This is a genomic window from Chloroflexota bacterium, assembly GCA_016197225.1.
Classification (GTDB): Bacteria; Chloroflexota; Anaerolineae; order Anaerolineales; family VGOW01; genus VGOW01.
In genome coordinates, this window is sequence record JACPWC010000056.1 from 25,066 (window position 1) to 46,264 (window position 21,199).

The 21,199-nt window shown below is 58.8% G+C and carries 17 protein-coding genes; 5 read left to right on the forward strand and 12 right to left on the reverse strand.

Going from position 1 to position 21,199, the window contains the following annotated elements:
* Window positions 1–10: 10 nt before the first annotated feature.
* The 8 genes from nuoL to HYZ49_08955 form a co-directional block, all read right to left on the reverse strand.
* Entirely contained in the window at window positions 11–2,230 is a 2,220-nt protein-coding gene (gene nuoL / locus HYZ49_08920; GenBank protein ID MBI3242400.1) for an NADH-quinone oxidoreductase subunit L, read from the reverse strand.
* 4 nt (window positions 2,231–2,234) lie between these two features.
* On the reverse strand, window positions 2,235–2,543 hold the full coding sequence (nuoK, locus tag HYZ49_08925) for an NADH-quinone oxidoreductase subunit NuoK (protein MBI3242401.1): 309 nt from the start codon (window positions 2,541–2,543) through the stop codon (window positions 2,235–2,237).
* Between the two features lie 51 nt (window positions 2,544–2,594).
* On the reverse strand, window positions 2,595–3,101 hold the full coding sequence (locus HYZ49_08930; protein MBI3242402.1) for an NADH-quinone oxidoreductase subunit J: 507 nt from the start codon (window positions 3,099–3,101) through the stop codon (window positions 2,595–2,597).
* A gap of 14 nt (window positions 3,102–3,115) precedes the next feature.
* Window positions 3,116–4,378, reverse strand: coding sequence for an NADH-quinone oxidoreductase subunit NuoH (gene nuoH, locus HYZ49_08935; GenBank protein ID MBI3242403.1), 1,263 nt, complete (start codon window positions 4,376–4,378; stop codon window positions 3,116–3,118).
* Window positions 4,379–4,455: 77 nt separating this feature from the next.
* Window positions 4,456–4,812 carry an NADH-quinone oxidoreductase subunit A gene (locus HYZ49_08940; GenBank protein MBI3242404.1) on the reverse strand — a complete coding sequence of 119 codons (357 nt, stop codon included), beginning with the start codon at window positions 4,810–4,812 and terminating at the stop codon, window positions 4,456–4,458.
* Window positions 4,813–4,972: 160 nt separating this feature from the next.
* The gene (locus HYZ49_08945) at window positions 4,973–5,965 is read right to left on the reverse strand and encodes an ATP-binding protein (GenBank protein MBI3242405.1); all 993 of its coding nucleotides are present in this window, start codon (window positions 5,963–5,965) and stop codon (window positions 4,973–4,975) included.
* Window positions 5,962–7,224, reverse strand: a complete 1,263-nt coding sequence (locus tag HYZ49_08950; GenBank protein ID MBI3242406.1) for an ATP-binding protein — start codon at window positions 7,222–7,224, stop codon at window positions 5,962–5,964. Before HYZ49_08950 ends, HYZ49_08945 begins: the two co-directional genes overlap by 4 nt.
* A gap of 199 nt (window positions 7,225–7,423) precedes the next feature.
* The gene (locus HYZ49_08955; protein MBI3242407.1) at window positions 7,424–10,108 is read right to left on the reverse strand and encodes a tetratricopeptide repeat protein; all 2,685 of its coding nucleotides are present in this window, start codon (window positions 10,106–10,108) and stop codon (window positions 7,424–7,426) included.
* 75 nt (window positions 10,109–10,183) lie between these two features.
* Here HYZ49_08955 and HYZ49_08960 point away from each other — a divergent pair, with 75 nt between their 5' ends.
* The 5 genes from HYZ49_08960 (at window position 10,184) to HYZ49_08980 (ending at window position 16,332) form a co-directional block, all read left to right on the forward strand.
* On the forward strand, window positions 10,184–11,362 hold the full coding sequence (locus tag HYZ49_08960; protein ID MBI3242408.1) for a hypothetical protein: 1,179 nt from the start codon (window positions 10,184–10,186) through the stop codon (window positions 11,360–11,362).
* On the forward strand, window positions 11,331–11,936 hold the full coding sequence (locus HYZ49_08965) for a DUF4194 domain-containing protein (protein MBI3242409.1): 606 nt from the start codon (window positions 11,331–11,333) through the stop codon (window positions 11,934–11,936). Before HYZ49_08960 ends, HYZ49_08965 begins: the two co-directional genes overlap by 32 nt.
* A 108-nt stretch (window positions 11,937–12,044) precedes the next feature.
* Window positions 12,045–12,902 (forward strand): hypothetical protein, encoded by an 858-nt coding sequence (locus HYZ49_08970; GenBank protein MBI3242410.1) that lies wholly within the window; start codon window positions 12,045–12,047, stop codon window positions 12,900–12,902.
* A 219-nt stretch (window positions 12,903–13,121) separates the two neighbouring features.
* Entirely contained in the window at window positions 13,122–15,242 is a 2,121-nt protein-coding gene (locus HYZ49_08975) for a hypothetical protein (protein ID MBI3242411.1), read from the forward strand.
* Between the two features lie 70 nt (window positions 15,243–15,312).
* Window positions 15,313–16,332 (forward strand): peptidoglycan bridge formation glycyltransferase FemA/FemB family protein, encoded by a 1,020-nt coding sequence (locus HYZ49_08980; protein ID MBI3242412.1) that lies wholly within the window; start codon window positions 15,313–15,315, stop codon window positions 16,330–16,332.
* A 17-nt stretch (window positions 16,333–16,349) separates the two neighbouring features.
* Here HYZ49_08980 and pckA read toward each other — a convergent pair whose 3' ends face one another.
* The 4 genes from pckA to HYZ49_09000 all read right to left on the reverse strand — a co-directional run bounded on the left by pckA (window position 16,350) and on the right by HYZ49_09000 (window position 21,105).
* The gene (gene pckA, locus HYZ49_08985; GenBank protein ID MBI3242413.1) at window positions 16,350–17,948 is read right to left on the reverse strand and encodes a phosphoenolpyruvate carboxykinase (ATP); all 1,599 of its coding nucleotides are present in this window, start codon (window positions 17,946–17,948) and stop codon (window positions 16,350–16,352) included.
* A gap of 69 nt (window positions 17,949–18,017) precedes the next feature.
* Window positions 18,018–18,956, reverse strand: coding sequence for a malate dehydrogenase (gene mdh, locus HYZ49_08990; protein ID MBI3242414.1), 939 nt, complete (start codon window positions 18,954–18,956; stop codon window positions 18,018–18,020).
* 1 nt (window position 18,957) lies between these two features.
* Entirely contained in the window at window positions 18,958–19,602 is a 645-nt protein-coding gene (locus tag HYZ49_08995; GenBank protein MBI3242415.1) for a 50S ribosomal protein L25, read from the reverse strand.
* Between the two features lie 546 nt (window positions 19,603–20,148).
* Window positions 20,149–21,105: a threonine/serine dehydratase gene (locus tag HYZ49_09000; GenBank protein MBI3242416.1), complete on the reverse strand. Its 957-nt coding sequence runs from the start codon at window positions 21,103–21,105 to the stop codon at window positions 20,149–20,151.
* Window positions 21,106–21,199: the final 94 nt, after the last annotated feature.

Genomic DNA, 21,199 nt, shown 5'->3' on the forward strand with positions numbered 1-21,199 from the left:
TTGAGTGCTCCTATCGCGCCAGCATGAAGTAGTACACGCCGCTGAATGCCAGCACGATTAAGATGCCGATTAAGAGATAGTTCTGGACGCGGCCCGTCTGGATGACGCGGAACGACTTGCCCACCCACTGGATGCCATTGGCCAGATAAATCGGCGGATTGTCGATGGTCTTCTTCTCCAGTTGATCCTTGAAGAAGTTGCCGATCACCACCGCCGTCCGGCCAACCGTATGCAGGAAGCCGTCGATGATCGTCCGATCCATCACTTGATACACCAACACCGACGAGATCCACTTGGCCGGGCGGACGAAAACGGTGTCGTACAGTTCGTCCATGTAATACTTGTTCTGGAGGAAGGTGTAGAGCGGGCCGAGGAACTGCATTGGGTCTTTGTCGTCGGCTTTCTTCCAGGCATTGCGATAAACCAGCCAGCCGATCAGGATGCCGCCCAGGGCGACCACCAACGAGGTGATGAGCGGCACCGATTGAAATGGAATAGCCTCACCGCCTGCTTCCGGCAGGAGCGTCCTCAATACGAAGTGCTTGAACTTGAAGTCAACGTTCAAAGCCGCCGCCAACGAGCCAAGTACCGGGAATTCGGTTGGAATATTTAACCAGCCGGAGGTGATGGCGAAGAACGACAAAATCACCAGCGGCGTCGTCATCGTCCAGACGCTCTCGTGAGCATGCTCGGCGGCGTGGGTGCGCGGCTCGCCGAAGAAGACCATGATGATCTGGCGGGTGGTGTAGAAAGCGGTCAACAAGGCGGCAATCGCCAACATCCAGAACACGGGTTGGGCGTGGAGCCAGCCGTCGAGCAAAATTTCGTCCTTCGACCAGAAACCGGCGGTGATGAAGGGGAAACCGGCCAGGGCCATGCCGCCGATGAGGAACGTCCAGAACGTCCACGGCATCTTGGTGCGCAAGCCGCCCATGAAGCGCATGTCCTGCGGGTCAATGTGCTCGTGCGAATGGTGCATGCCGTGTTCCATACCGTGAATGATGGAGCCGGAACCGAGGAACAACAGGGCTTTGAAGAAGGCGTGGGTCATCAAGTGAAAGACGGCGGCCACGTAGCCGCCGATGCCGAGCGCGGCCAGCATGAATCCCAATTGTGAAATCGTCGAATAGGCCAGCACCTTCTTCACGTCGTTTTGCGTGAAGGCGATGGTGGCCGCGAAGAGGGCGGTGAAAGCGCCGATCGTGCCCAGGGCCATCATCGGCGGCGTCAACGGCCCGCCCTCGTGCCAGCCCGCCGACAGCACCGGGAAGAGGCGGATCATCGCGTACACACCGGCTGACACCATCGCGGCGGCATGGATCATGGCGCTGACTGGCGTGGGGCCTTCCATCGCGTCGGGCAACCACACGTGCAGAGGGAACTGGGCGCTCTTGCCGACTGTGCCCACCAGCAAGAGCAGGCCGGTGAGGCCGGCAATCGTTAAGCCAGCGATGAATGACGGTTCGCTGGCGATGTAGTGCAAAAACTCTTCGTTGTAGAACATGGCGCGGAAGCTGAGGGTGCCAGCCGCCGGGCCAAGAATTTCGCGCGCCTTTTCGGTGGTCGAAGCAAAATAGAGATAGACGATGCCGAGCATCATCACCACGTCGCCGACGCGGGTGGTCATGAAGGCTTTGACCGCCGCCTGCCGGGGCGTGATCTTCTTCGGGTCGTCGTAGTTGCGGCCATACCAGAAGCCGATGAGGGCGTAAGAGCAGAAGCCCATAACCTCCCAGCCGATGAACATCAGGAGCAAATTGTCGGCCACCACCAGGGTCAACATGCCGAAGGCGAAGAGCGAGAGAAAGCAGAAGAAGCGCGAGTACATCGGCTCGACGCCGTTGTGCGAAGGCGACCCCGGCTCATCGTGAGAATCTTCCGGCTTGCCGTAATTTTGATAGCCGACGCTGTAGACGAAGATCATCAAGCAGGCCAGCGGCACGAAGAACAGCATGACCGCCGTGAGCGGATCCACCAGCACGCCCATTCGCAGAACGGTGTCGCCGGTGGGCAACCATGGCACACTGTCCACGAAAACCGACCCCGTTTCGCCAAAGTGCGGCGCGATGATGGCGTAGTAGAGCGTGATCCAGCTCAACACCCACGAGATGCCAATGGAACCAACAGCAACGGTGTGGCTCAGCGCCTTGCTTCGATGAGTGAAAAACCAGATTAGAAAGAATGACAGGAGGGGGGGAACCGGGATCAACCAGACGTATTCAATGCGCATAATCTCACCACTTCAGCAAATTCATCTCTTCGGCGACCACGCTGCTGCGGCGGCGATAGATGGAGATGATCAGAGCCAGGCCGACGGAGGCCTCGGCGGCGGCCACGGCGAAGACGATGACGGCGAACACCTGGCCGCTAATGGCCGTCGGTTGCAAGTATCGCCAGAAGGCAACCAGATTGATAATCACGGCATTCATCATCAACTCCACGCCCATCAAAACGGCGATGGCGTTGCGCCGGGCCAGGACGCCGTAGAGGCCGATACAAAACAGGGCGGCGGCCAGGAAGAGATACCAGCTTAGAGGAACCATGTTTGCAATCCTAAATCAGTGAACAGTAATCGGTAATTGGAGAATTAGAGATTATTTTTTCTCGCCAGCTACGGCAATTGCGCCGACGAGGGCGATGATCAACAGCACCGAGGCCACCTCAAACGGCAGCACAAATTCGTCTGGCCGCACCAGGGCCAGGCCCAACTGCCGCACGTTGCCGCTCAAATCCAGCGTCGCCAGCGCCGGCCACGCGCCGGCGTTCAGGTTGAGCAAACCGGCCAGCCCCACAAAAGCCGCCGCGACCACCACCAGGCTGATCTGCCACTGGCTGTTAGCCTGCGCCAGTTCATCGCTCATGGCCTTGCGGGTGAGCATCATGGCAATGAGGATGAGCACGGCAATAGCTCCGATGTAAAGCACCACCTGCACCACAGCCAGAAAGCCCGCCTCCAGCAAAACAAATATCACCGCCACCGAGAACAGGGTGACGATGAGCCACAGGGCGGCGTGAACCAGGTGGCGAACCGTAACAACAAGCACCGCCGAAATGAGGGTTACGGCGGCAACAATAAGGAAAATGATTTGCGAAATATTCATGTTAGTTCACCCGATTAATGGGCGGGCGCGTGCTCCGGGCCGTGGTGGGCCGCTTCCTCATGTGCTTGTACGGCATGTGTCTCCGCTTCTACCTTTTCCCGCACTTCCCTGGCGCCCCGGCGGATGAACTCGCCGACGACCAGCACCAACAAAATATTGGCGGCGAAGAGGGCCACGGCCTGCCCCACCTCGCTCACGCCAGGCAAGAACTCGGTCACAGCCTTTTGTACCAGCGCCGTCACCACCAGCGTCGCCAGCGACAGCGGAACCAGGAACTTCCAATTGAACGAGAGCAAGTGATCAATGCGGATTCGGGGAAGCGTGGAGCGCACCCAGATGACGACGAAGTAAACGGCAAACGATTTGAAGAGGAAGTAGACCACGCCCAGCACTGGTATTTCTTTGGCAAATGGCCCCTGCCAGCCGCCGAGGAAGACGACGGCCGTGAGCACGCAAATGGTGAAGGCGTGCAAAAACTCGCCCAGCATCCACATGCCGAACTTCATGCCGGTGTACTCGATGTGGAAACCGGCCACAATTTCGCTTTCGGCTTCCAGCAGGTCAAAGGGGGCGCGGCCAATTTCGGCCACTGAGGTGGCAAAGAAGATCAGCGCCGCCAGCGGGGCTGAGACGATGAACCAGACCGAGTTTTGGGCTTTGACGATGTCCTGCATGCCCATTGAACCGGCCAGAAGAACCGGGATGAGCAGGGCTACGATCATCGGCACTTCGTACGACACCAACTGGGCAACAGTGCGAAACGCGCCGAGCAGGGCAAACTTATTATTGGACGACCAGCCGCCCATCTTGATGGCAATGGTTCCCAACCCGCTGACGGCCACCACGTAGAGAATGCCCACGTTTACGTTCGCGCCGATCATCGTAGAGGCAAACGGGATGACGGCCCAGATGGTAATCACCGATACGACGGACAGCATCGGGGCCAGGTTGTAGACCCACTTGTCGGCTCCGGTCGGGGTAATGTCTTCCTTTGTCAACAGCTTGAACACGTCGGCAAAAGATTGAAGGAGGCCAAACGGCCCCACCCGGTTCGGGCCAAGCCGATCCTGAAACCGGCCCGCCACTTTGCGCTCCAGCCAGATGGTGAAGATGGGCAGGAGCAGGGCAAAGGTGGCAACCGTGAAGATGGCGATGAGCTTTTGGATGATGAAGACGACCGGCTCGGGCAGGCCTAGTTGGTTGAGAAGAAACCAGCCCAACAGTTCGTAAAGATAGATAAAGATGTTGCCTGCGGCTTGTAAATTAAACTCTGGCATAAATCACTCCAATACTGAATACAGAATACCCAATACTCAACAGCAATTGAGTATTGGGTATTCTGTATTGTGTATTCTTAGACCCACTCCAGCGCGCCCTTGCGCCAGGCGTAGACCAGGCCTCCGGCCAGCAGGGCTATGAAGATGACGCCCTCGAAGACCATGAAGAACGGCATCACGTCGAAAGCAACCGCCCACGGAAAGAGGAAGACCGTTTCCACGTCGAAGATGACGAAGACTAGGGCAAAGATGTAATACTGCATCTTGAACTGCACCCAGGTCTCGCCGACGGTTTCAATGCCGCACTCGTAGGTTTCGTATTTCTTGGCGTTCGGCTTTTTGGGAGAGAGGAACCAGGCCGCCACAATAGGCACGGTGGGGAAAATAATCCCGATCAACAAAAAGATACCTATAAATATCCAGTCAGCTTGCATGCGTTGCCTCGAATTGTGGGAGCTTGTGAGTTTTTAGATGAGAGAACTCTCAAAAGTTTGTGCCAAACGTCGCAATAGTAGCATAGGACTAGAGAACTTGTCAATGAAAGTACGGGGCTTTTTGCCGCAGATATTGCCGATCAAGAAAGTAGCGCCGCTATCACACAAGTTCCGCGTGTTTGTTTTCGAGCCATTGGGCGAGGAGAAGTGAGTCAGGGCGGAGAGTTCCATCGGAGTTACGGTCTAGCCAGCCGCGCCAAATGAGGTCTTCAATGTCGCCCAGCGCAGGCGGGCGCGGAAGAGTTTTGTAGCCAACTGCCGAGAGAAGCACCGGCGCAAGGTTGCTGAGAGAGCTAAAAGCTAGATCGAAATGCTCGCCAGCGCGATGGGATAAGGCATTGACGATTGATTGGGCATCGGCGGGGATTGGATGGAGATTCAGGGCCAACGACAACAAATGGGGGTGGCGGCCAACGGCGGCCAAAACTGCGTCTACCAGTGGAGCCTCAACCTGGCTACCCAGGATTTTACGCGCCTCATCTGTCCCAAACGCACCCAGACGGATTTCCTGCAAAGTATTGAAGTAAGGCGACCCGCGCGGATTCAATTTCGCAGTCTGTTGATTCAATTCGGAGACGCGGCGGTGGCTGGCGACGATGAGCGAGAGGCCGCCTGACCGCGAAGAGAGTGACCGCAATGCGCCGAGAAGTTCTCCCGCCGATGCCGCTGGAGGGGCGAGCAGATGGCTGAGGAAGTGGCCGAAGTGATCCACGAGCAGGACCACCCGCAACCCGGATCGCCCCATCTGGCGAAAGAACCGCTCCAACGCAAACGCGCCATAATCGCCCATCGCCACAAATTGTTTGGCTTCGACACGAATTGCGGGTGGGGCTTCGACACACAGTTTCCCAAAAACGCTCTGCCAAAAAGTGGTAGCGATGAAGTAGGCGGGCAGATGTCGCCCGTCGAGGGCGAAGACAGCCAACCGCTCAGGGTGGGGCAGCCATTCGGCGCGGACCTCGGCGCGGGCGAGTTGGGCCAGCAACAGCGATTTGCCCGTGTCCGGCTCGCCGACAATGGCCGCGCTCTGCCCGGAGGCCAAACGGGAGAAGGCGGCGCGAAGTTCGGCCTCACGGCCTAACAAAGGAGTCATTGCAATGCATTCGGCAACAAGGCTTTTTTGGCGAGATCAATGATATTCGTAGGGATGACTTTCCACACTTTTTGCAGCCATGCGATCTCTTCGTTAGTTATCAGTCCGCCGAGTTTGAACTGCTTATTGTGCAACCATTGGGTGAAAGCCTCTTGCGGCTCGTCGCCGCGCGTGCCGACGATTTTCTGCTCGACCAGCCAGGCGCGGAAGGCCGCCGAACCCAGGCGATACCCACCATTCCCGTCGGCCTCCAGGGTGCCCCGGCGAACCATTTCTTTGACCTCGGTCCCATACCAGAGCAAAGTCTGTTCAGCCTTTTCCAAGTTGAACGTTTGTCTCCCGGCCTGGCCTTGCAAATCGCGCAGGGCAAAGATGATCAATGCAATCTGGGCTTTGCTGTCCAGATATTTCCACACGTCTTGAAACTGCGACTCGGCGCGATGGATAAAGGCGCCGCGCAGGGCCAGGTAACCAGCGGATTGCACACCGCGCTCGACAGCGTCGAACAGCGCGTCGCCTGCGAGTTGCAACAGCAAGGGGTGGTGGCCGGCGAGCAACACGGCTTCATCCACGGCCTCCGGCGGCAAATGGTTTTTGAGCCATACCCGAACCGGGACCTCGTCGAAACAGCCGAGTGTCAATTCGTCGAGATAGTTGAACAAGTCGGAGCCGCGCGTCGCCACTTTGTATTCTTCACCTAGGGTGTTCATTTGGGCAACCGAGAGGCGGCTGGCGGTGATGAGGCACAACCCTTTGCTTTTCATCGTAATCGCGCGCAGTGCGCCCAGGAAATCCAGCGTGTGGAAGGCAGGCAGATTGAAGAGATAATCGAACTCGTCTACAAAAGCTACGACACATCCTTCGGCTCGGCCCACTTTTTGAAAAGCCCGAAACAAGGCTTGTTCATTCACTTCCTTCTTTTTGAGCAACGGCTTGAGCGGCGCAGTGACCTCCGGGTTGTCTTCGATTGCTTGTACGATCAGTTCGCGCCAGAAGTCGTGGCGGGTTTTGCTCTCACCGAAGAGTTGAAAGTCAATCTCGACCAGCGCGTACTGATCCGCGTTCAAGGTGTGGTTATCAAAAACGTCCGGGGTAGCGACGTGATGCAAGAGCGACGTTTTGCCTACGTGTGGGTTGCCAACAATAGCCGTGTTGCGCCGTTTGGCAATGCGCTCAAAGACGGCCTTGATCTCGGCATCCCGGTTGAAGAAATCCGGGCCAAAGGCGGGGGTAAAGGGAAGGAAGGGGTTGGGAGGCATTGAAATAGTAACCGTTCAACTCACCATCGCCTGGAAATGAATTTCGGGCTACAGAATTGCGCCGAATGAGCATGGTTTTTGGTAGCCCGATTTATCGGGCGCAACTTTGTCGCCCAGCGACTTCATCGGCGAGAGAGGCAGGAGTTCGAATCTCAACTAACTGACGCGATAGCTCGCCAGTACGTTAACACCACCATACTTACGATTGTACAATCAACCGTATAATCAAAGAGCCAGAGTTGTCGTTGATTTGCCTATCGTTTATTCGCAAGTATATATTGCCGCTTGTGGGTGCTTGAAGAGTCGTTGAGTTGCCGACGGCAAACATGTGCTCGCCGATCATCCCAATTAGACTACCGTGTAGCGCCGGAAATATGTTGTCTGGATAGTTGAGATCTTGAGTGCATATACGTTCATCTGTACATCCTCGCCCATCTATTAGTACAAAGCCATTTAAAGGAGACCATTTACTGGATATATATTGAATAGTAACTGTTTGTCCTGCATTTACAAAAACTCCAGTGTCTTGCCAGTCTCTATCCGCATAAACTTCAACAGTAGTGTAAGTCAGTGTTACAGAAATGGGAGGGCTTGTATAGGCAGGCGTCCGAGTCGGAGACGGTTTAGACGTATCAGTCAGAGTAGGAGTTAGGGAGGTTGGTGTTGGCGGCGTGGGAGTGATATTCGCCGTAATGACATACCACCCATCCAATTGCGTTACTGATGTCTGCGTTGGTGTTGGTGGCGTGGGTGTTTCAGTGAGTGACGGCGTATCGCTTGGAGGCGGAACAGTATTAGTGGGCGGAGGCGAAGTAAAAGCAACGGTCTCGGTGGCAGTGAGGGTGGCCGGTATTCCTCTCGCGCCAAAAACTGCAAGCACTCCAATAAACGCGATCAATAACACAATGCCGCCAATGATTATTGCTGTTTTTGTCCGGCTTGCCGTCGGCAGTTTAGGCTCGGCGCGCGGTAGTAGCGTTGGCTCAAAGGGCTTGGGTGGCAGTTTGCTCAGGCGGACCGCCGCCGCCAACTCTTCGGCGGCATTTTCGTAATCCGGATCAATGCTCACAATCTGGCGAAAATACTCGACGGCCTCGGCGGTCCGCCCCTGTTTGAGCGCACCCATACCTTCGGCATAAGTGACTGCTAATTTGATCGCGGCTTCGACTTTACTGCGCCCATCCGCATCGCCTGCCCTATCAAACGCATCGAGGGCCTCCGCGTATTGCCTGGCCGCAAACGCCCGCTCCGCTCTCGCTTTCCAATCTGATTTGAACGCCGCTTCTACTTTACTACGCCCTTCCGCATCGCCTACCTTATCAAACGCATCAAGGGCCTCTTCGTATTGCTTGGCCGCAAATGCCCGCTCCGCCCTCGCTTTCCAAATAAAGAGCCTTTTCTCTTTGGCTGCCTCATTGCCCGGCATCACCACTATCGCCCGCTCGTAATCTCTCAGGGCTTTATCTTCATCTTCAGCCCGTTCAGCGCGGGCCAGCAGGGCTTTCACCAAACTTGCCCGCGACTGAATATCATCCCGCTTGTAAGCTTCCTCGTAGGAACTTACTGCCGCATCGAGCTGGTTCAATTCAAGATAAGCTTCGGCCACACTCAACCTGGCCTGCAGGTGTTCAGGGTTGGCTCGGAGCGCCCGCTCAAAGTTATCCACTGCCACTTGCAGGTTGTTTTCATCCAGTTCCAGCTTGCCAACTTCATAATAACGTTGCGCGCGCGGGTTGACCCGGTCAAGCTCATCCTGCACTTGACTGAGCGGTTTGCGTTCGCGAATCCAGCGATAAAGAAGAGGCACCAGAAAGCGATAGCCTTTCCCCGACGCCGGCTGAAGCAGTTGCCACTCCACCAGCTTCTCCGGTGAGGCTTCAAGTTCACGGGTGACGATCCGGATGCGCCGGGTTTGCAAAGTATCCAGAATTGCTTCGCGGCTGGCGGCGGCGATTTCGTCAGGCAAAAGTTCGGCCATGGCCGAGGTGATAATCCGGTCAGCAGGCGAGAGGCCATCCCAAATCCAGGCAAAGACGTTATCGCCCACTTGAAAGACCTGGGGAACAATCCCTTCAACATCTTTTTCGTTGATCAAAGGAATTTCGGAATCAGGTGAGGCGTAGGCATGGTCGAACAGCAACTGGCAAAGGAGTTGGGTAAAGTAAGGGTGGCCGTTGGTCAGGTTGTAGATATGCTCAACTGCGGCGGCAGTGTAATGAATGCGATTTGAGGGAGCAGTAATGAGTTGTGTCGTTGAGTCTCGGTCAAGCACTGAGATGCGAATGGTCCGCGCCCCTTTGAAGGTGGCGAGGAAGTCAGTGTTGTCGAGGTCTTTTGGATCGCGCCCCAACGCAAAGGCAAACTCCAACCGCGTCTCTTCACGAATCCAACGGCGCAGGGTCTCAAACAACCGGTTGGCGGCGGCGCTTGGCTCAAGGCGTTCGCGCTGAATCACGTCCAGCACATCAAATTCGTCAAAAAGCAAAACCAGATGGTGGTCAGTTGATGGCAGAGCGGCATAAACTTGAGGCAAAAACTGGCGCTGGAAGTTCGTGCCCGCATCGTCAAAGTCAATGTCGGGTTCATCGAGGCCGAGTTCCAGAGCAATGGAACGCGCCAGTTCGCGCATCACCTCGCCCAGCGGTTTAGTGGCCTTATCCATCAAATCCTGATAGACCACCACAAATTGTTTGAGGTCGAGGCGGCGTTGAAGTTGCAGGAGGACAGACGTTTTGCCAATACGCCGCTGGCCGAAGATGACCACTGCATTCTGGCCGGGCGCGACGATTGCGCGTTCTACTTGCCGTAGAACATCCTCGCGGCCAAAGAAACCTTGCTCGCCGGCACTAGGGTTGCCGGCAATATAAGGGTTGAGCGGTGGCATAAGCAAATTATAGCCATAATTGAGGAAAGCGAAACTGCCTCGCCAATTAAACAGGATTGGCTATAATCCTACCCAATGCTCCTCAACGCCCTGCCCACCTCTCTTTTCAACCCCTTCACCGCTCCCGGCGCTGACGTTTATGCCAACATTCTCGCCGGCCTCTTTGCCGAAACGCAACGCCGCCCGCAGCCGCTCTCGCGCAACCTCGTCCTTGACATCATTCTCAGCCACCTGGCTAAGTCAGAAACACTAGCGCGCGCTCAAGACATCCTGAACTACCTCGAGCGCTGTGGCTGGCTTCGGCCCGAAGTCCAAACCGACTTCACTCGCGCTTACACCCTCCCGGCTCACGCCTTTGAGCTATTGCAGATTCTAAGCAAGACTGCGACCGACGAACCGCCGCCGGTTGAGGGATTGATGGTGGCGATTCACGATCTCCTGCAAGCCGCCGCGCGCGGCGAAGGGCGTGAGGCCCGTCTGGCCGAAGCAGGCCGCCTAACCTCACAACTTCAGGCCGAACTCAAGAAGATTCAACACAACCCGGCCTGGCATCAGCTCAACTTCGAAGCGCTGGCTCAACTTCGGCAGGACATCTTAAACACCACCGCCAAACACGGCGAGGCCGCCGCCCCGATTGAGGGCGACTTTCAGGCCATTGATCGCCTGTTAAATGAGATCGAGTCCCGCCAGCGCGCGCTGGCCGAGTCGGCCAAAACGGAAGCGCAACCCGCCAGCGCCCAACTAATTAGAATTCTGAATTTCCTCTCATCAGACCCTTCGGGTCTAACCGATTCGCTCATCAATCTATATCACTTGGAAGTGTTCGACTCCGAGCCGCTCGCTTTTCCTTCTTTTCCCCCATTTCCTTTTATTCCCGACTCTGTTTCCATTCCCTCGCCTTCCACTAGCGCCGCCAAAGCCGCCCAGCGCGAAACGGCCCGCCAACTCAATCGGCCTGTGAGCCGCGAGCGTGTCAGGCGTTTGGCGCAAAGCATTTTGCGCGACCGATCCGAAATCCGCGCCGCCGACATCGTCCTCAGCGGTTCTGCCGACCCTTCGGGACTCCTTTCAGTCGCAGGGCAAACTCTGCCGCTCCTCATTTTCCTGCGCGCTTACGGCGACGGCTCGCTTGGTTATCACGTCGAAGAACTGGAAGAGTTCACCTGGGTCGAAGCGGGCGGCGTCGGCTTCCGCGACTTTTTAGTAAAAGGAGAAACACCCAATGAGCCTGAGCCAATTCGCTCAGAATTATGATCTGCTTTCGGCGCTCGACCAGGCAACCTTTGCCGAAGCCATTCAACGGCTGATGGACGAAGGTTTCATCTGGCAGGAAGAGGAGGCCGACCGGCGCGCCTACAACTTCATCGCCCGGAGGCAGGAGCTGGTGGCCGACTACCTGCGCGTGGGCGGCTGGGAGTTGCGCCACCACGAGCAACTCCACGCTTTCCAACTTGTTCACGGTAAAGGCGCGCGCCGCCGCCGGCTCGACCCAAACACAACCTTCTGGCTGTTGTTCTTGCGGCTGATGTACGCGGAGAAGAGCGAAAAGAAAGAGGGATTGCTCACTCGCTACCCGGTCGTCACTATTGACGACATTGTGGCGCGCTGGGCCAAGCTCTTTCCCGATCGGGGCGAGACTGAATCCGCGAGCCTTTACGACGCCCTGCCGACTCTGCACAGTCTTAAGCTCATCCGGCCAGCCGGCGGCGAGGTTCTGCGAACGGGAAATTCGGAGCAACAGATCGAACTCCTGCCCACGCTCGAAATCGTCGTGCCTGCCGAAGAGATCGCCGCCCTGGCCCAGCAACTTGGCGAACGCCAGACTTAGGGCGTGCCAGAGAATTCATCCGCAGATTTTCGCCGATTACCACAGATTTGTTCAACTCATCTGCGAAAATCTGCGTAATCTGTGGATGACCAAACCTTAGAACTACTCATGCTCTCTCTTACCCGCCTCTTCCTCCACAACTGGCTCCGCTTCAATGCTCAAGTGATTGAGGTTGACGAGAGCTTCTACCTGGCCGGGCAAGACCAGGACGGACTCGCGGCGCTGGATGCGATCCAACTGGCGCTGGTGGCCGACCCGGCCCGGCTACGGTTTGGCCGCCACCCGCGTGGCGGCTTCACCTACGACGTTGACGCCTACGCCCGTGGCCGCCTCAACGAGAGTCAATGGCTCAGGCCAGGCAACACCGTCTCTTACGCCGTGCTCGAGTTCGCCGACAAACGCGCCGGCGGCGCGTTCACGCTCGGCGTTTGCGTCGAGGCCGGAAGCCACCGGCCGGTGGAGCAAACTTTTTTCATCCTGCCCGAAGCCCTCAACCCCGGCGTCTTCGTCACCACCGGGCGGCCCCTGCCGCGCATCGAACTACGCGCCCTGCTCCGCAACCGGCGCGGCGCAAAATCCTTTGAGCACGCTACGGATTACCAGGCCGAACTGCTCAACCAGTTGGGCGGCCTCGACGAGGACTTCTTCCAACTTTTTCCGCGCGCCCTGCGCTTTGAGCCAATTCACAACATTGACGAGTTCGTGAACGCCTGGGTGCTGGCCGAGCACCCACTCGACCTCACGCCACTGCGCCGCGCCCGCGAGCGGCTGGGGCCTCTGCAAGCCGAAGTTGAGCGCATTGAAAAACGAATCGCCGGACTGCAAAACGTGCTTGAGCACCAGGCCGAAGCCCGCCGCCTGACTGACCAGCGCGACCAGCACACCCTGCTGGCCGCCCTGCTCCGCGCGAGCGCCGCCGCCAAACAAGCAGAGTCGATTCAAGAGCAAATTGCTCAAACGCAATAACAAATCAAAATAACCAATAACCAATATACGGCTTCGCAAACTACCATCGCCAACCTCGAATCCAAACTGCGCGAAGTTGAGCGCCTGCTCTTCGAGGCCGGTCAGGCGCGGCGGCGCTCGGAACTGCAACTGGGACTGGCCGCCGCCTCGCGTGAGGCCGACGACCTTCGCGCCCGCTGGGGGGCATTGCGCCGCGACCTGACGAAGACGGCTGACTCATTGCGCTCTCTGCTCGGCAAGCTGGATGACGACGCTGCGCTCCGGGCCTGGGGCGACGGTGTGGCCGCCTCTGCTCCCGAACGTCCGCCGGCCCCGGCCCTTTCGGCGGCGACGGAAGAGGCCGCCACCCAACTGGAGACGGCTTCCACCAAACTCGTCGAACAAAGAGCCAAACTCGTCGAACAGATCAGCGCCCTGCGTTCCAGAGTCGAGTCGCTCAATCAGGAACTAACCGGCCTGCGGGAGCGCGATCAGATTCCATATCCGCCTTACGTCCTCAAACTGCAAGAGATCGTCGCGCCCATCATTGGCCGCAGGCCGCCGCTGTTGTGTGAACTATTGGAGATTCCGGATGCGAAGTGGCAGAACGTGGTGGAGGCGGCGCTGGGGCCGCGCCGCTTTGGGGCCATCGTCTCGCTCACCTGGCTCGAAGACGCCCAGCGCGCCCTGAACAAGGCTGGGCTGACCGAGGCCGGCCTGCTGGACTTTGCCAGCGCCGACAAAGACGCCCGCCCGGCCCAGCCCGGCTCGCTGGCCGAGCAGGTGATGACCGAGTATCCCGACTTGCGCGACTACGTCAACGCCATGCTGGGCGACATCATCACCTGTGACGCGGTTGAGAAACTGCGCGATCATCGCCGGGCGATCACACCCGAGGTGAAGTTTTACAGCGACTGGCTGATTCGCGACTGGTCGCCTGAGCAGTATCAACCCTGGTTTATCGGCAGTCGCGCCAAAGGTTCGCACATTGAGTTGCGCGAGAGCGAGTTGAAAGAGGCAAACGGCAAACTGAGTGAACTCGAAAAGCGGTTGGCCGAAACCGAAGCACGGCTGGCGGCGCTCGAACATCGCCGTGAACTTCCGGCGCTGAGGGCGCGGTTGAGCGCGCCACTGGACGAGCGCCCGGCCCGCGAGCAGGCGGACGCTTTGCAGGCCGAACTGCGAACACTCGACCTGACTCCGGTGGCCGAGTTTGAGAAGAAAGCCAGAGGCTTGCGGGACGACCTGGCTCGCGAGAGCAAGACTCGCGATGAGATCAGCCACAAGCTGGCCCTGGAGGAACTTGAACTAAGAGCGCAGCAGGCCGACCTGGAAGCCGCCCGACAAGACCACGCCGAACTTGAGGGGCAGGCCGCCGCCGCTCGCGCCCAACTCGCAGAAGTTGTCACTGCCGCCGAGGAGGCCCTGCCCCAGTTTCTCAAGCTTGAGCCGAACGAGGCCGTCCGCAACGCCCTGCAAAAAGAACGGGAGTTTGAAACGAAGGCAAAGGACGCCCGCCAGCGCCTGACCGAGGCGGCCACGATTTATAACCTCACCTTCCAGTTTGTGGCCCGACCCAACGACCCCGCCGAGGCTCGCTACGCTGAAGAGCATCAGCGACTCACGGCCAGCGACTTGCCGCGCTACCAGGCCCAGATTGACAGCACCGAGCGCGACATCGAAGAAGAATTGCGCGATCACGTTCTGCGCGGACTGCGCCAGCATTTTGCCCAGGCGGATCAGGTCCTAACGCAGATCAACGACGCCCTGGCCGAACTGGCACGCGACGGCCAGACTTACCGCTTTACCTGCGAACCCGCGCCTGAGTTCAAAGCGTTTTACGACCTGGTGACCGGTTCGGAACAGGTTGAAGGCTCGTTGTTCGAGAGCCGGTTCTATCTTGATCACAAAGTTGCGTTCGACAAGTTCCACGAGACCCTCACCTCTCAACCCGACTCCGGCCTGGCCGATTATCGCCGCTACCTGCGCTATCACGTCGAAGCCAAGAGCGGGAAGGGCAAAGCACAACGGCTGGAGGCAACCGCCGACGGCGGAACCGAGATCGTCTTTTATCTGGCGCTGGCCGCGTCCTTCACCCGGCTGTATCGCCTCTCGGCGCGTGAGGGCCGCCCCATCATCCGGCTGGCGGCTTTTGGCGAGGCCTTTGCCAGGATGGACGTTGAACACGTCGGCCCGGTGCTGGAACTCTTCAGGCAATGCAAATTGCAAACGGCGGTTGCCACGCCACTGGAGCGATGCGAGTATCTTGTGCCGCACACGCCCACCAACGTCGTGCTCACGCCCGTCGGCAGTGCAGTGCTGATCGAGCCGTACCGAAATTACGAAGCGCCTCAATTGTAGAGCGAGTTGACAACTCGCTCTACGTGCCCTCAATTGAAAGCCGCTCAACCTCAGTTGGTATAATGCCCCCGTGCCTTCTCCCATTACTTCTTCGGCGTGGGACGCCTTCGTCGAATCGCATCCACACGGTCACATATTACAAACCTCAGCCTGGGCCGAACTCAAATGCGCCTTTGGCTGGTCGGCGGCGCGGGTAGACGTGCGCGAGAACGGCCAGCTTGTGGCCGGGGCGCAAATTCTGTTTCGGCCACTGCCCCTCGGCTTGGCCACCATCGCCTACATTCCCAAAGGCCCGCTGGTGGACTGGCGCAACCCTTCGCTGGTCAATTATCTGTTTGAATCAATTGACAACGTGGCCCGATCCGGACGGGCGATCTTTTTGAAGATCGAGCCGGACGACGCGCCGGTCAACCGTCTCGACGAGTTGGGCTTTCAACCCAGCCCGCACCTGATCCAGCCGCGCCGCACGCTCGTAGTGGATTTGCGGCCCGACGAAGACGCGATCCTGGCGACCATGAAACAGAAGACGCGCTACAACATCCGGCTGGCGGCCAAAAAGGAAGTGGCCGTCTCCACCTCCGACGATGTTGAAGCCTTCATTCGGTTGATGCAGGTGACGGGCGAGCGCGACAAGTTCGGCGTGCATTCGGGCGACTACTATCGCAAGGCCTACGAGCTGTTTCACCCCTCGGGCCGCGCCCAGCTTTTTCTGGCCTCGTTCAACAGCCAGCCGCTGGCCGGGCTGATGCTGTTCGTCCTCGGCGGGCGGGCGTGGTATTTCTACGGTTGCTCATCGGACGCCGAGCGCAACCGCATGCCGGCCTATCTTTTGCAGTGGGAAGCCATGCACTGGGCCAGGGTGCGCGGCGCAACCAGTTACGACCTGTGGGGCGTGCCGGACGAAGACGAAGGGACGCTCGAAGCCAATTTCGAGACTCGCCACGACGGGCTGTGGGGTGTCTATCGTTTCAAGCGCGGTTTTGGCGGCCAGCTCGCGCGCGCGCCGGGGGCGTTCGACAAAGTCTACTCACCGTTTTGGTATCGGCTGTATTTGGCGTATTTGAAACAGAAAAAGGGAAGTGAGGCGTAACCTACGGGCCGCTCTCGTCAGCCACGCGGCCCGGAGGCCGCAATCCCGGCCTCAACCTTATCCACAAACTGTTGGAAATTCTCGACAAACTTGTGGGCCAGGTCTTTGGCCTTCGCGTCGTAAGCATCCTTGTCGGCCCAGGTGTTGCGCGGCACGAGCACCTCTGCCGGGACACCGGGGCAGGCGGTGGGAATGTGCAGGCCAAAGATAGGATCAGTTTCGGTGGGCACGTCGCGCAGGCGGCCATCCAGAATGGCGGTGACCATAGCCCGAGTGTAAGAGATTTTCATGCGCGAGCCAACGCCGTACGGCCCGCCGCTCCAGCCGGTGTTGATCAGCCAGACCTGCGATTGATGTTGGGCGATCTTTTCCTTGAGCATGTTGGCGTACACGTGCGGGTGGTGCACCATGAACGGCGCGCCGAAGCAGGTGGAGAAGGTGGCCTGCGGCTCGGTCACGCCGCGCTCGGTTCCGGCCAGCTTGGCCGTGTAACCGGAGAGGAAGTAGTACATGGCCTGCTCGGCACTGAGGCGGGAAACCGGCGGCAAAACGCCAAAGGCGTCGGCGGTGAGGAAGATGACGTTCCTGGGGTGATTGCCGATTCCGCTGGCGACGTAGTTCGGGATGTAATGGATCGGGTAGGCGGCGCGGGTGTTCTCGGTGATGGCTTCGCTGTTGAGGTCGAGGGCGCGCGTCTCGTCGTCCATCACCACGTTTTCCAGCACTGTGCCAAACATGCTCAGGGTGGCGTAAATCTCCGGCTCGGCTTCCGACGAAAGACGAATAACTTTGGCGTAGCAACCGCCTTCAAAGTTGAACACGTCGGCGTTGCCCCAGCCGTGCTCGTCGTCGCCGATCAGGCCGCGGCGGTGATCCGCCGAGAGGGTGGTCTTGCCGGTGCCGGAGAGGCCGAAGAAGAGCGCCGTGTCGCCCTGCGGCCCGACGTTGGCCGAGCAGTGCATGGGGAACACGCCTTCGAGCGGCAGAAGATAGTTGAGGGCGGTGAAGATGGATTTCTTGATCTCGCCCGCGTAGCGCGTGCCGGCGATGATGACGGTGCGCGTGGCAAAGTTGAGGACGATGGCGGCGGTGGGGCCGGAGGCCGGCTTGCGCGTGCCGTGTCGCTCAGGATCAGGATGGTACTCCGGCGCGTGCAGAATGGTGAAGGTTGGTTCGAAGTCGCCCAGGTCAGAGGCATAAGGGCGGATGAATTGATTGTAGGCAAACAGGGTGTGCCAGGCGCTCTCGGAGATCAGCCGCACGTTGAGGCGGCGGCGCGGGTTGGCACAGGCGTACAGGTCACGGACGAAAAGCTCTTTGGTGTTCAGGTAGGCTTTGACATCCGCTTCGAGGGCTTCGTACTTGTCTTGTGACAGCGCCTGATTGACCTTGCCCCACCAGACTTTGCCCTCGCTACCCGGCTCTTTGACGATGAATTTGTCATTGGGCGAGCGCCCGGTGAAGGGAGAGGTGACGGCCAGAAACGCCCCGCCGGTGGTCAACCGGCCTTCGCTACGATGCACGGCCATTTCGATGGTGGCCGCCGCCGAGGGGTTCCACGTTTGTTTGAGGCCGGTAAGGCCGATGTTGCCAATGCCGTGTTTGCTGTGAATCATGTGAACCTCGTGGAGCGTGGAATGTGGGGCGTGGAGCGTTCGCCTCATGCTCCACGCCCCCACACTTCACTAGAACTTCAACGCGCCCATCGTCTCGCGGATGATCTTGACCGATCTGTCGGCCATGGCTTTTTCGTCGTCCGTGAGTTTGTACTCGATGATCTGCTCGATGCCGTTCGCGCCCAGCTTGACCGGCACGCCGAAGCAGATGTCGTTCAGACCGTATTCGCCCGTCAGCAGGGCCGAGCAGGAGGCGATGAGTTTGGAGTCGAGCAGAACCGCCTCGGCAATTTTGGCCAGGGCCGCGCCGGGCGCGTAGTAGGCCGAAGTGCCAAGCAGGTTCACAATCTCGCCGCCGCCTTTGCGCGTGCGCTCGACGATGGCGTTGAGCTTTTCGGGGGACAGCCACTCGGTGATTGGGCGGCCAAACACGGTGGAGTAACGGGTGAGCGGAACCATCTCGTCGCCGTGCCCGCCCAGCACCACCGTCTGCACATTCTCAACGGAAACATCCAACTCTTGCGCCACAAAGGCCGCCATGCGAGCCGAGTCCAAAATTCCGGCCTGGCCGATGATGCGGTTGCGGGGGAGTTTGGAATGTTTGTGAGCCAGGTAGGTCATCGTGTCAAGCGGGTTGGTGACCACGATGTAGACCGCCTCCGGCGAAAGCGCCAGGGCTTTATCCAGCACGTCAGTGATGACGGCTTGATTCGCCCCGACCAGGTCTTCGCGGCTCATCCCCGGTTTTCTGGGGAGGCCGCCGGTAATGATGACCACGTCCGAGTTCTCGGTGCCCTCGTAAGAGCCGTCGGCGTTGCCGCGAATGCGGGCGTTGTAATGCTCGATCGGGCCGGTCTGGAGGAGGTCGAGGCCTTTACCAACCGGCATGGTCTTGGCTTGCGGAATGTCCACCAGCACCAGATCGCAGATGCCGCGCTTGGCCAGCCACAGGGCGCACGAAGCGCCCACGTTGCCAACGCCGATGAGGCTAACTTTTTGACGGCGCATTTTATTCCTCCTCTTCGCCTTCTTCTTCCTTCTTGCCCTTCTCCACCACTTCCACTTCGGCGGCAGTCTCGGGCTTCTCGGTGGTCAGTTCTTCCTGTGAAGCGTAGGTGACGCGGGCCACTTGCTCGTCGGCGTGCGTCAGCACCTTGATCGTGCTCGGCAGAACCAGGTCGCTGACGTGGATGGAGTTGTTGATCTCTTTGAGCACGCCCAGGTCAACGCTCACTTCGTTCATTAGATCGCCCGGCAAACATTCAATTTCGATCTCGGCCAGACCGCGCACCAGGATGCCACCCAGAGTCACCACGGCCGGGGCGGCCCCCACCAGGCGAACCGGGATCGAGACGCGCATCGTCCGGTTCATGTCCACTTCGTAGAAGTCCACGTGCAGAATTTCGTCGGTGACAAAGTTGCGCTGAATCTCGCGCACCAGAGTCTTGTGCGGCTGGCCGTTCACCGTCAAGTCAATCAGCACCGTGCCGACCAGGCGGTTGAGGGTTTTGCCGGCCTCGCGGCTGTTGAGTTGCAGGGCCACCGGTTTCTTGTCGGCTCCATACAACACCGCCGGCATGAGGCCGCCCCGGCGGAGCGGGCCAAGCCCTTTGCGGACGGTCGTTCGGTGCTCAGCCGTCAGTTTTGCTTCCATTGTTCAAATCTCCTTTGTGCTAATAATTTACTTCAAGGCAAGCCCGGCTGACAGCCCCGCCAGCAGGATGCCTTGAGTTCTACGCGATTCTAAAACTGTTTCCACCGGGCAGTTCGCCCCCAAATTTCAGGCAAACAAAAGGGGCGTTCCGAACTTGCGGGAAGCGCCCCACGGTGGAAGCGGGGAGATTATAACACGAACCGGCGGCCCGATTTGCGGTACTTGCAAGAGTTCAAATAACTTCGTCAGTGCGCCGCCATAAAAAGAGCACGGCTTGTCCAGCTACACTCAGGCAAGCCGTGTTTTCGCCTTGCAGATAGTGGCCGGGTCACGCCCTAACCCGCCCGCCAGCCGTTTGCCCACAGCCACCCCGCTTCGCGACTGCCGAGAAGTGCCGCATAAAAGAGCACGGATTGCCAGAATTATCGGATACCGATCCGTCCATTCCGAAAATCCGTGCTGTCCTGCCGTCGAAAAAAGAACACGGCTGGCCTGGTTGAGCTTGGGCAGGTCGTGTTTTCACTCTCCGCGTTTCCCGCCTTCCAGTCACCCCACCAGCGCCATCCTCAAATGCTCCAACGAAGTATTCCCGCCCGAACACACCAGCCCCACTTTCTTCCCGGCCAGTTCTTCGCGCAAGTGGTAAGCGGCGGCCAGCGGCGCGGCCCCGGCTGCTTCAGCCAGGGTGTGGGCGTGTTCAATCATCCAGACCATCCCCTGCCGAATCTCCTCGTCGCGTAACAGCACAAAGTCGTTGAGTTCCTGCCATAGAATTCGCTGAGGCAGTTCAAAACCAACGGCGGTCGCCAGGCCTTCGGCAAAGGTTTTGTTCTCGGCGGTCGCCATGCGGCGCTCGCGCCACGAGTGGTAGGCGGCGGGCGCAAGTTCGGACTGCACACCGATGACGCGGATGTTCCGGTTGATGGCATGGGCCGCCAGGCACGAACCGGCGGCCCCGCTCCCGCCACCGACGGGGACAATGATCGCCTCGAGGCCCGGTTGGTCTTCCAGCATCTCCAGCGCCTCGGTCGCCACGCCGGCGATCAACAGCGGCTCGTCCCCGGAATGAATGTAACGATAGCCGTGCTTCTGCGCCAGCATTGCGCAATGCTCGCGCGCGTCGTCGAACTTTGCGCCGTGAAAAATCACTTCGGCCCCCATGCCGCGCATGGCGGCCACTTTGCCGGGGTTCGCGCCTTCAGGCACGACGATGCGGGCCGCCACTCCAAACAGTTGCGCGGCAAAGGCAATGGACTGACCATGATTGCCGGTGGACGAGCAGATCACGCCCCGCGCTTTTTCCTCGGGGCTGAGTTGTGACATCAAATTGACGCCGCCTCTCACTTTGAACGCGCCCACCGGCTGGTAGTTTTCGTGCTTGATGTAGACCTCAGTTCCGATGAGAGCGTTGACGGCGGGATAGCTGTGCAGTGGCGTGCGCGGCAAGTAGCGCTGAATGCGGTTATGAGCGGCGAGGATGTCGGGGAAGGTTGGGATGTCCATTGGTGTGCCTTGTCGGAACTAAACTTCAGCCGCGAATTATCGTAGCTGTTCAGGTATTTAACGGAACGCAGATGAATGCGGATAAAACGCTGAT

What these genes read in the sequence shown, in the direction of transcription:
- HYZ49_08995 (MBI3242415.1), bottom strand. Translation starts at nt 19,602, where the DNA reads ATGGAAGCAAAACTGACGGCTGAGCACCGAACGACCGTCCGCAAAGGG.
- HYZ49_08955 (MBI3242407.1), bottom strand. Translation starts at nt 10,108, where the DNA reads ATGCCACCGCTCAACCCTTATATTGCCGGCAACCCTAGTGCCGGCGAG.
- HYZ49_08970 (MBI3242410.1), top strand. Translation starts at nt 12,045, where the DNA reads ATGCTCTCTCTTACCCGCCTCTTCCTCCACAACTGGCTCCGCTTCAAT.
- nuoH (MBI3242403.1), bottom strand. Translation starts at nt 4,378, where the DNA reads ATGCCAGAGTTTAATTTACAAGCCGCAGGCAACATCTTTATCTATCTT.
- HYZ49_08945 (MBI3242405.1), bottom strand. Translation starts at nt 5,965, where the DNA reads ATGACTCCTTTGTTAGGCCGTGAGGCCGAACTTCGCGCCGCCTTCTCC.
- HYZ49_09000 (MBI3242416.1), bottom strand. Translation starts at nt 21,105, where the DNA reads ATGGACATCCCAACCTTCCCCGACATCCTCGCCGCTCATAACCGCATT.
- HYZ49_08960 (MBI3242408.1), top strand. Translation starts at nt 10,184, where the DNA reads ATGCTCCTCAACGCCCTGCCCACCTCTCTTTTCAACCCCTTCACCGCT.
- HYZ49_08940 (MBI3242404.1), bottom strand. Translation starts at nt 4,812, where the DNA reads ATGCAAGCTGACTGGATATTTATAGGTATCTTTTTGTTGATCGGGATT.
- nuoK (MBI3242401.1), bottom strand. Translation starts at nt 2,543, where the DNA reads ATGGTTCCTCTAAGCTGGTATCTCTTCCTGGCCGCCGCCCTGTTTTGT.
- mdh (MBI3242414.1), bottom strand. Translation starts at nt 18,956, where the DNA reads ATGCGCCGTCAAAAAGTTAGCCTCATCGGCGTTGGCAACGTGGGCGCT.
- HYZ49_08930 (MBI3242402.1), bottom strand. Translation starts at nt 3,101, where the DNA reads ATGAATATTTCGCAAATCATTTTCCTTATTGTTGCCGCCGTAACCCTC.
- nuoL (MBI3242400.1), bottom strand. Translation starts at nt 2,230, where the DNA reads ATGCGCATTGAATACGTCTGGTTGATCCCGGTTCCCCCCCTCCTGTCA.
- HYZ49_08950 (MBI3242406.1), bottom strand. Translation starts at nt 7,224, where the DNA reads ATGCCTCCCAACCCCTTCCTTCCCTTTACCCCCGCCTTTGGCCCGGAT.
- pckA (MBI3242413.1), bottom strand. Translation starts at nt 17,948, where the DNA reads ATGATTCACAGCAAACACGGCATTGGCAACATCGGCCTTACCGGCCTC.
- HYZ49_08965 (MBI3242409.1), top strand. Translation starts at nt 11,331, where the DNA reads ATGAGCCTGAGCCAATTCGCTCAGAATTATGATCTGCTTTCGGCGCTC.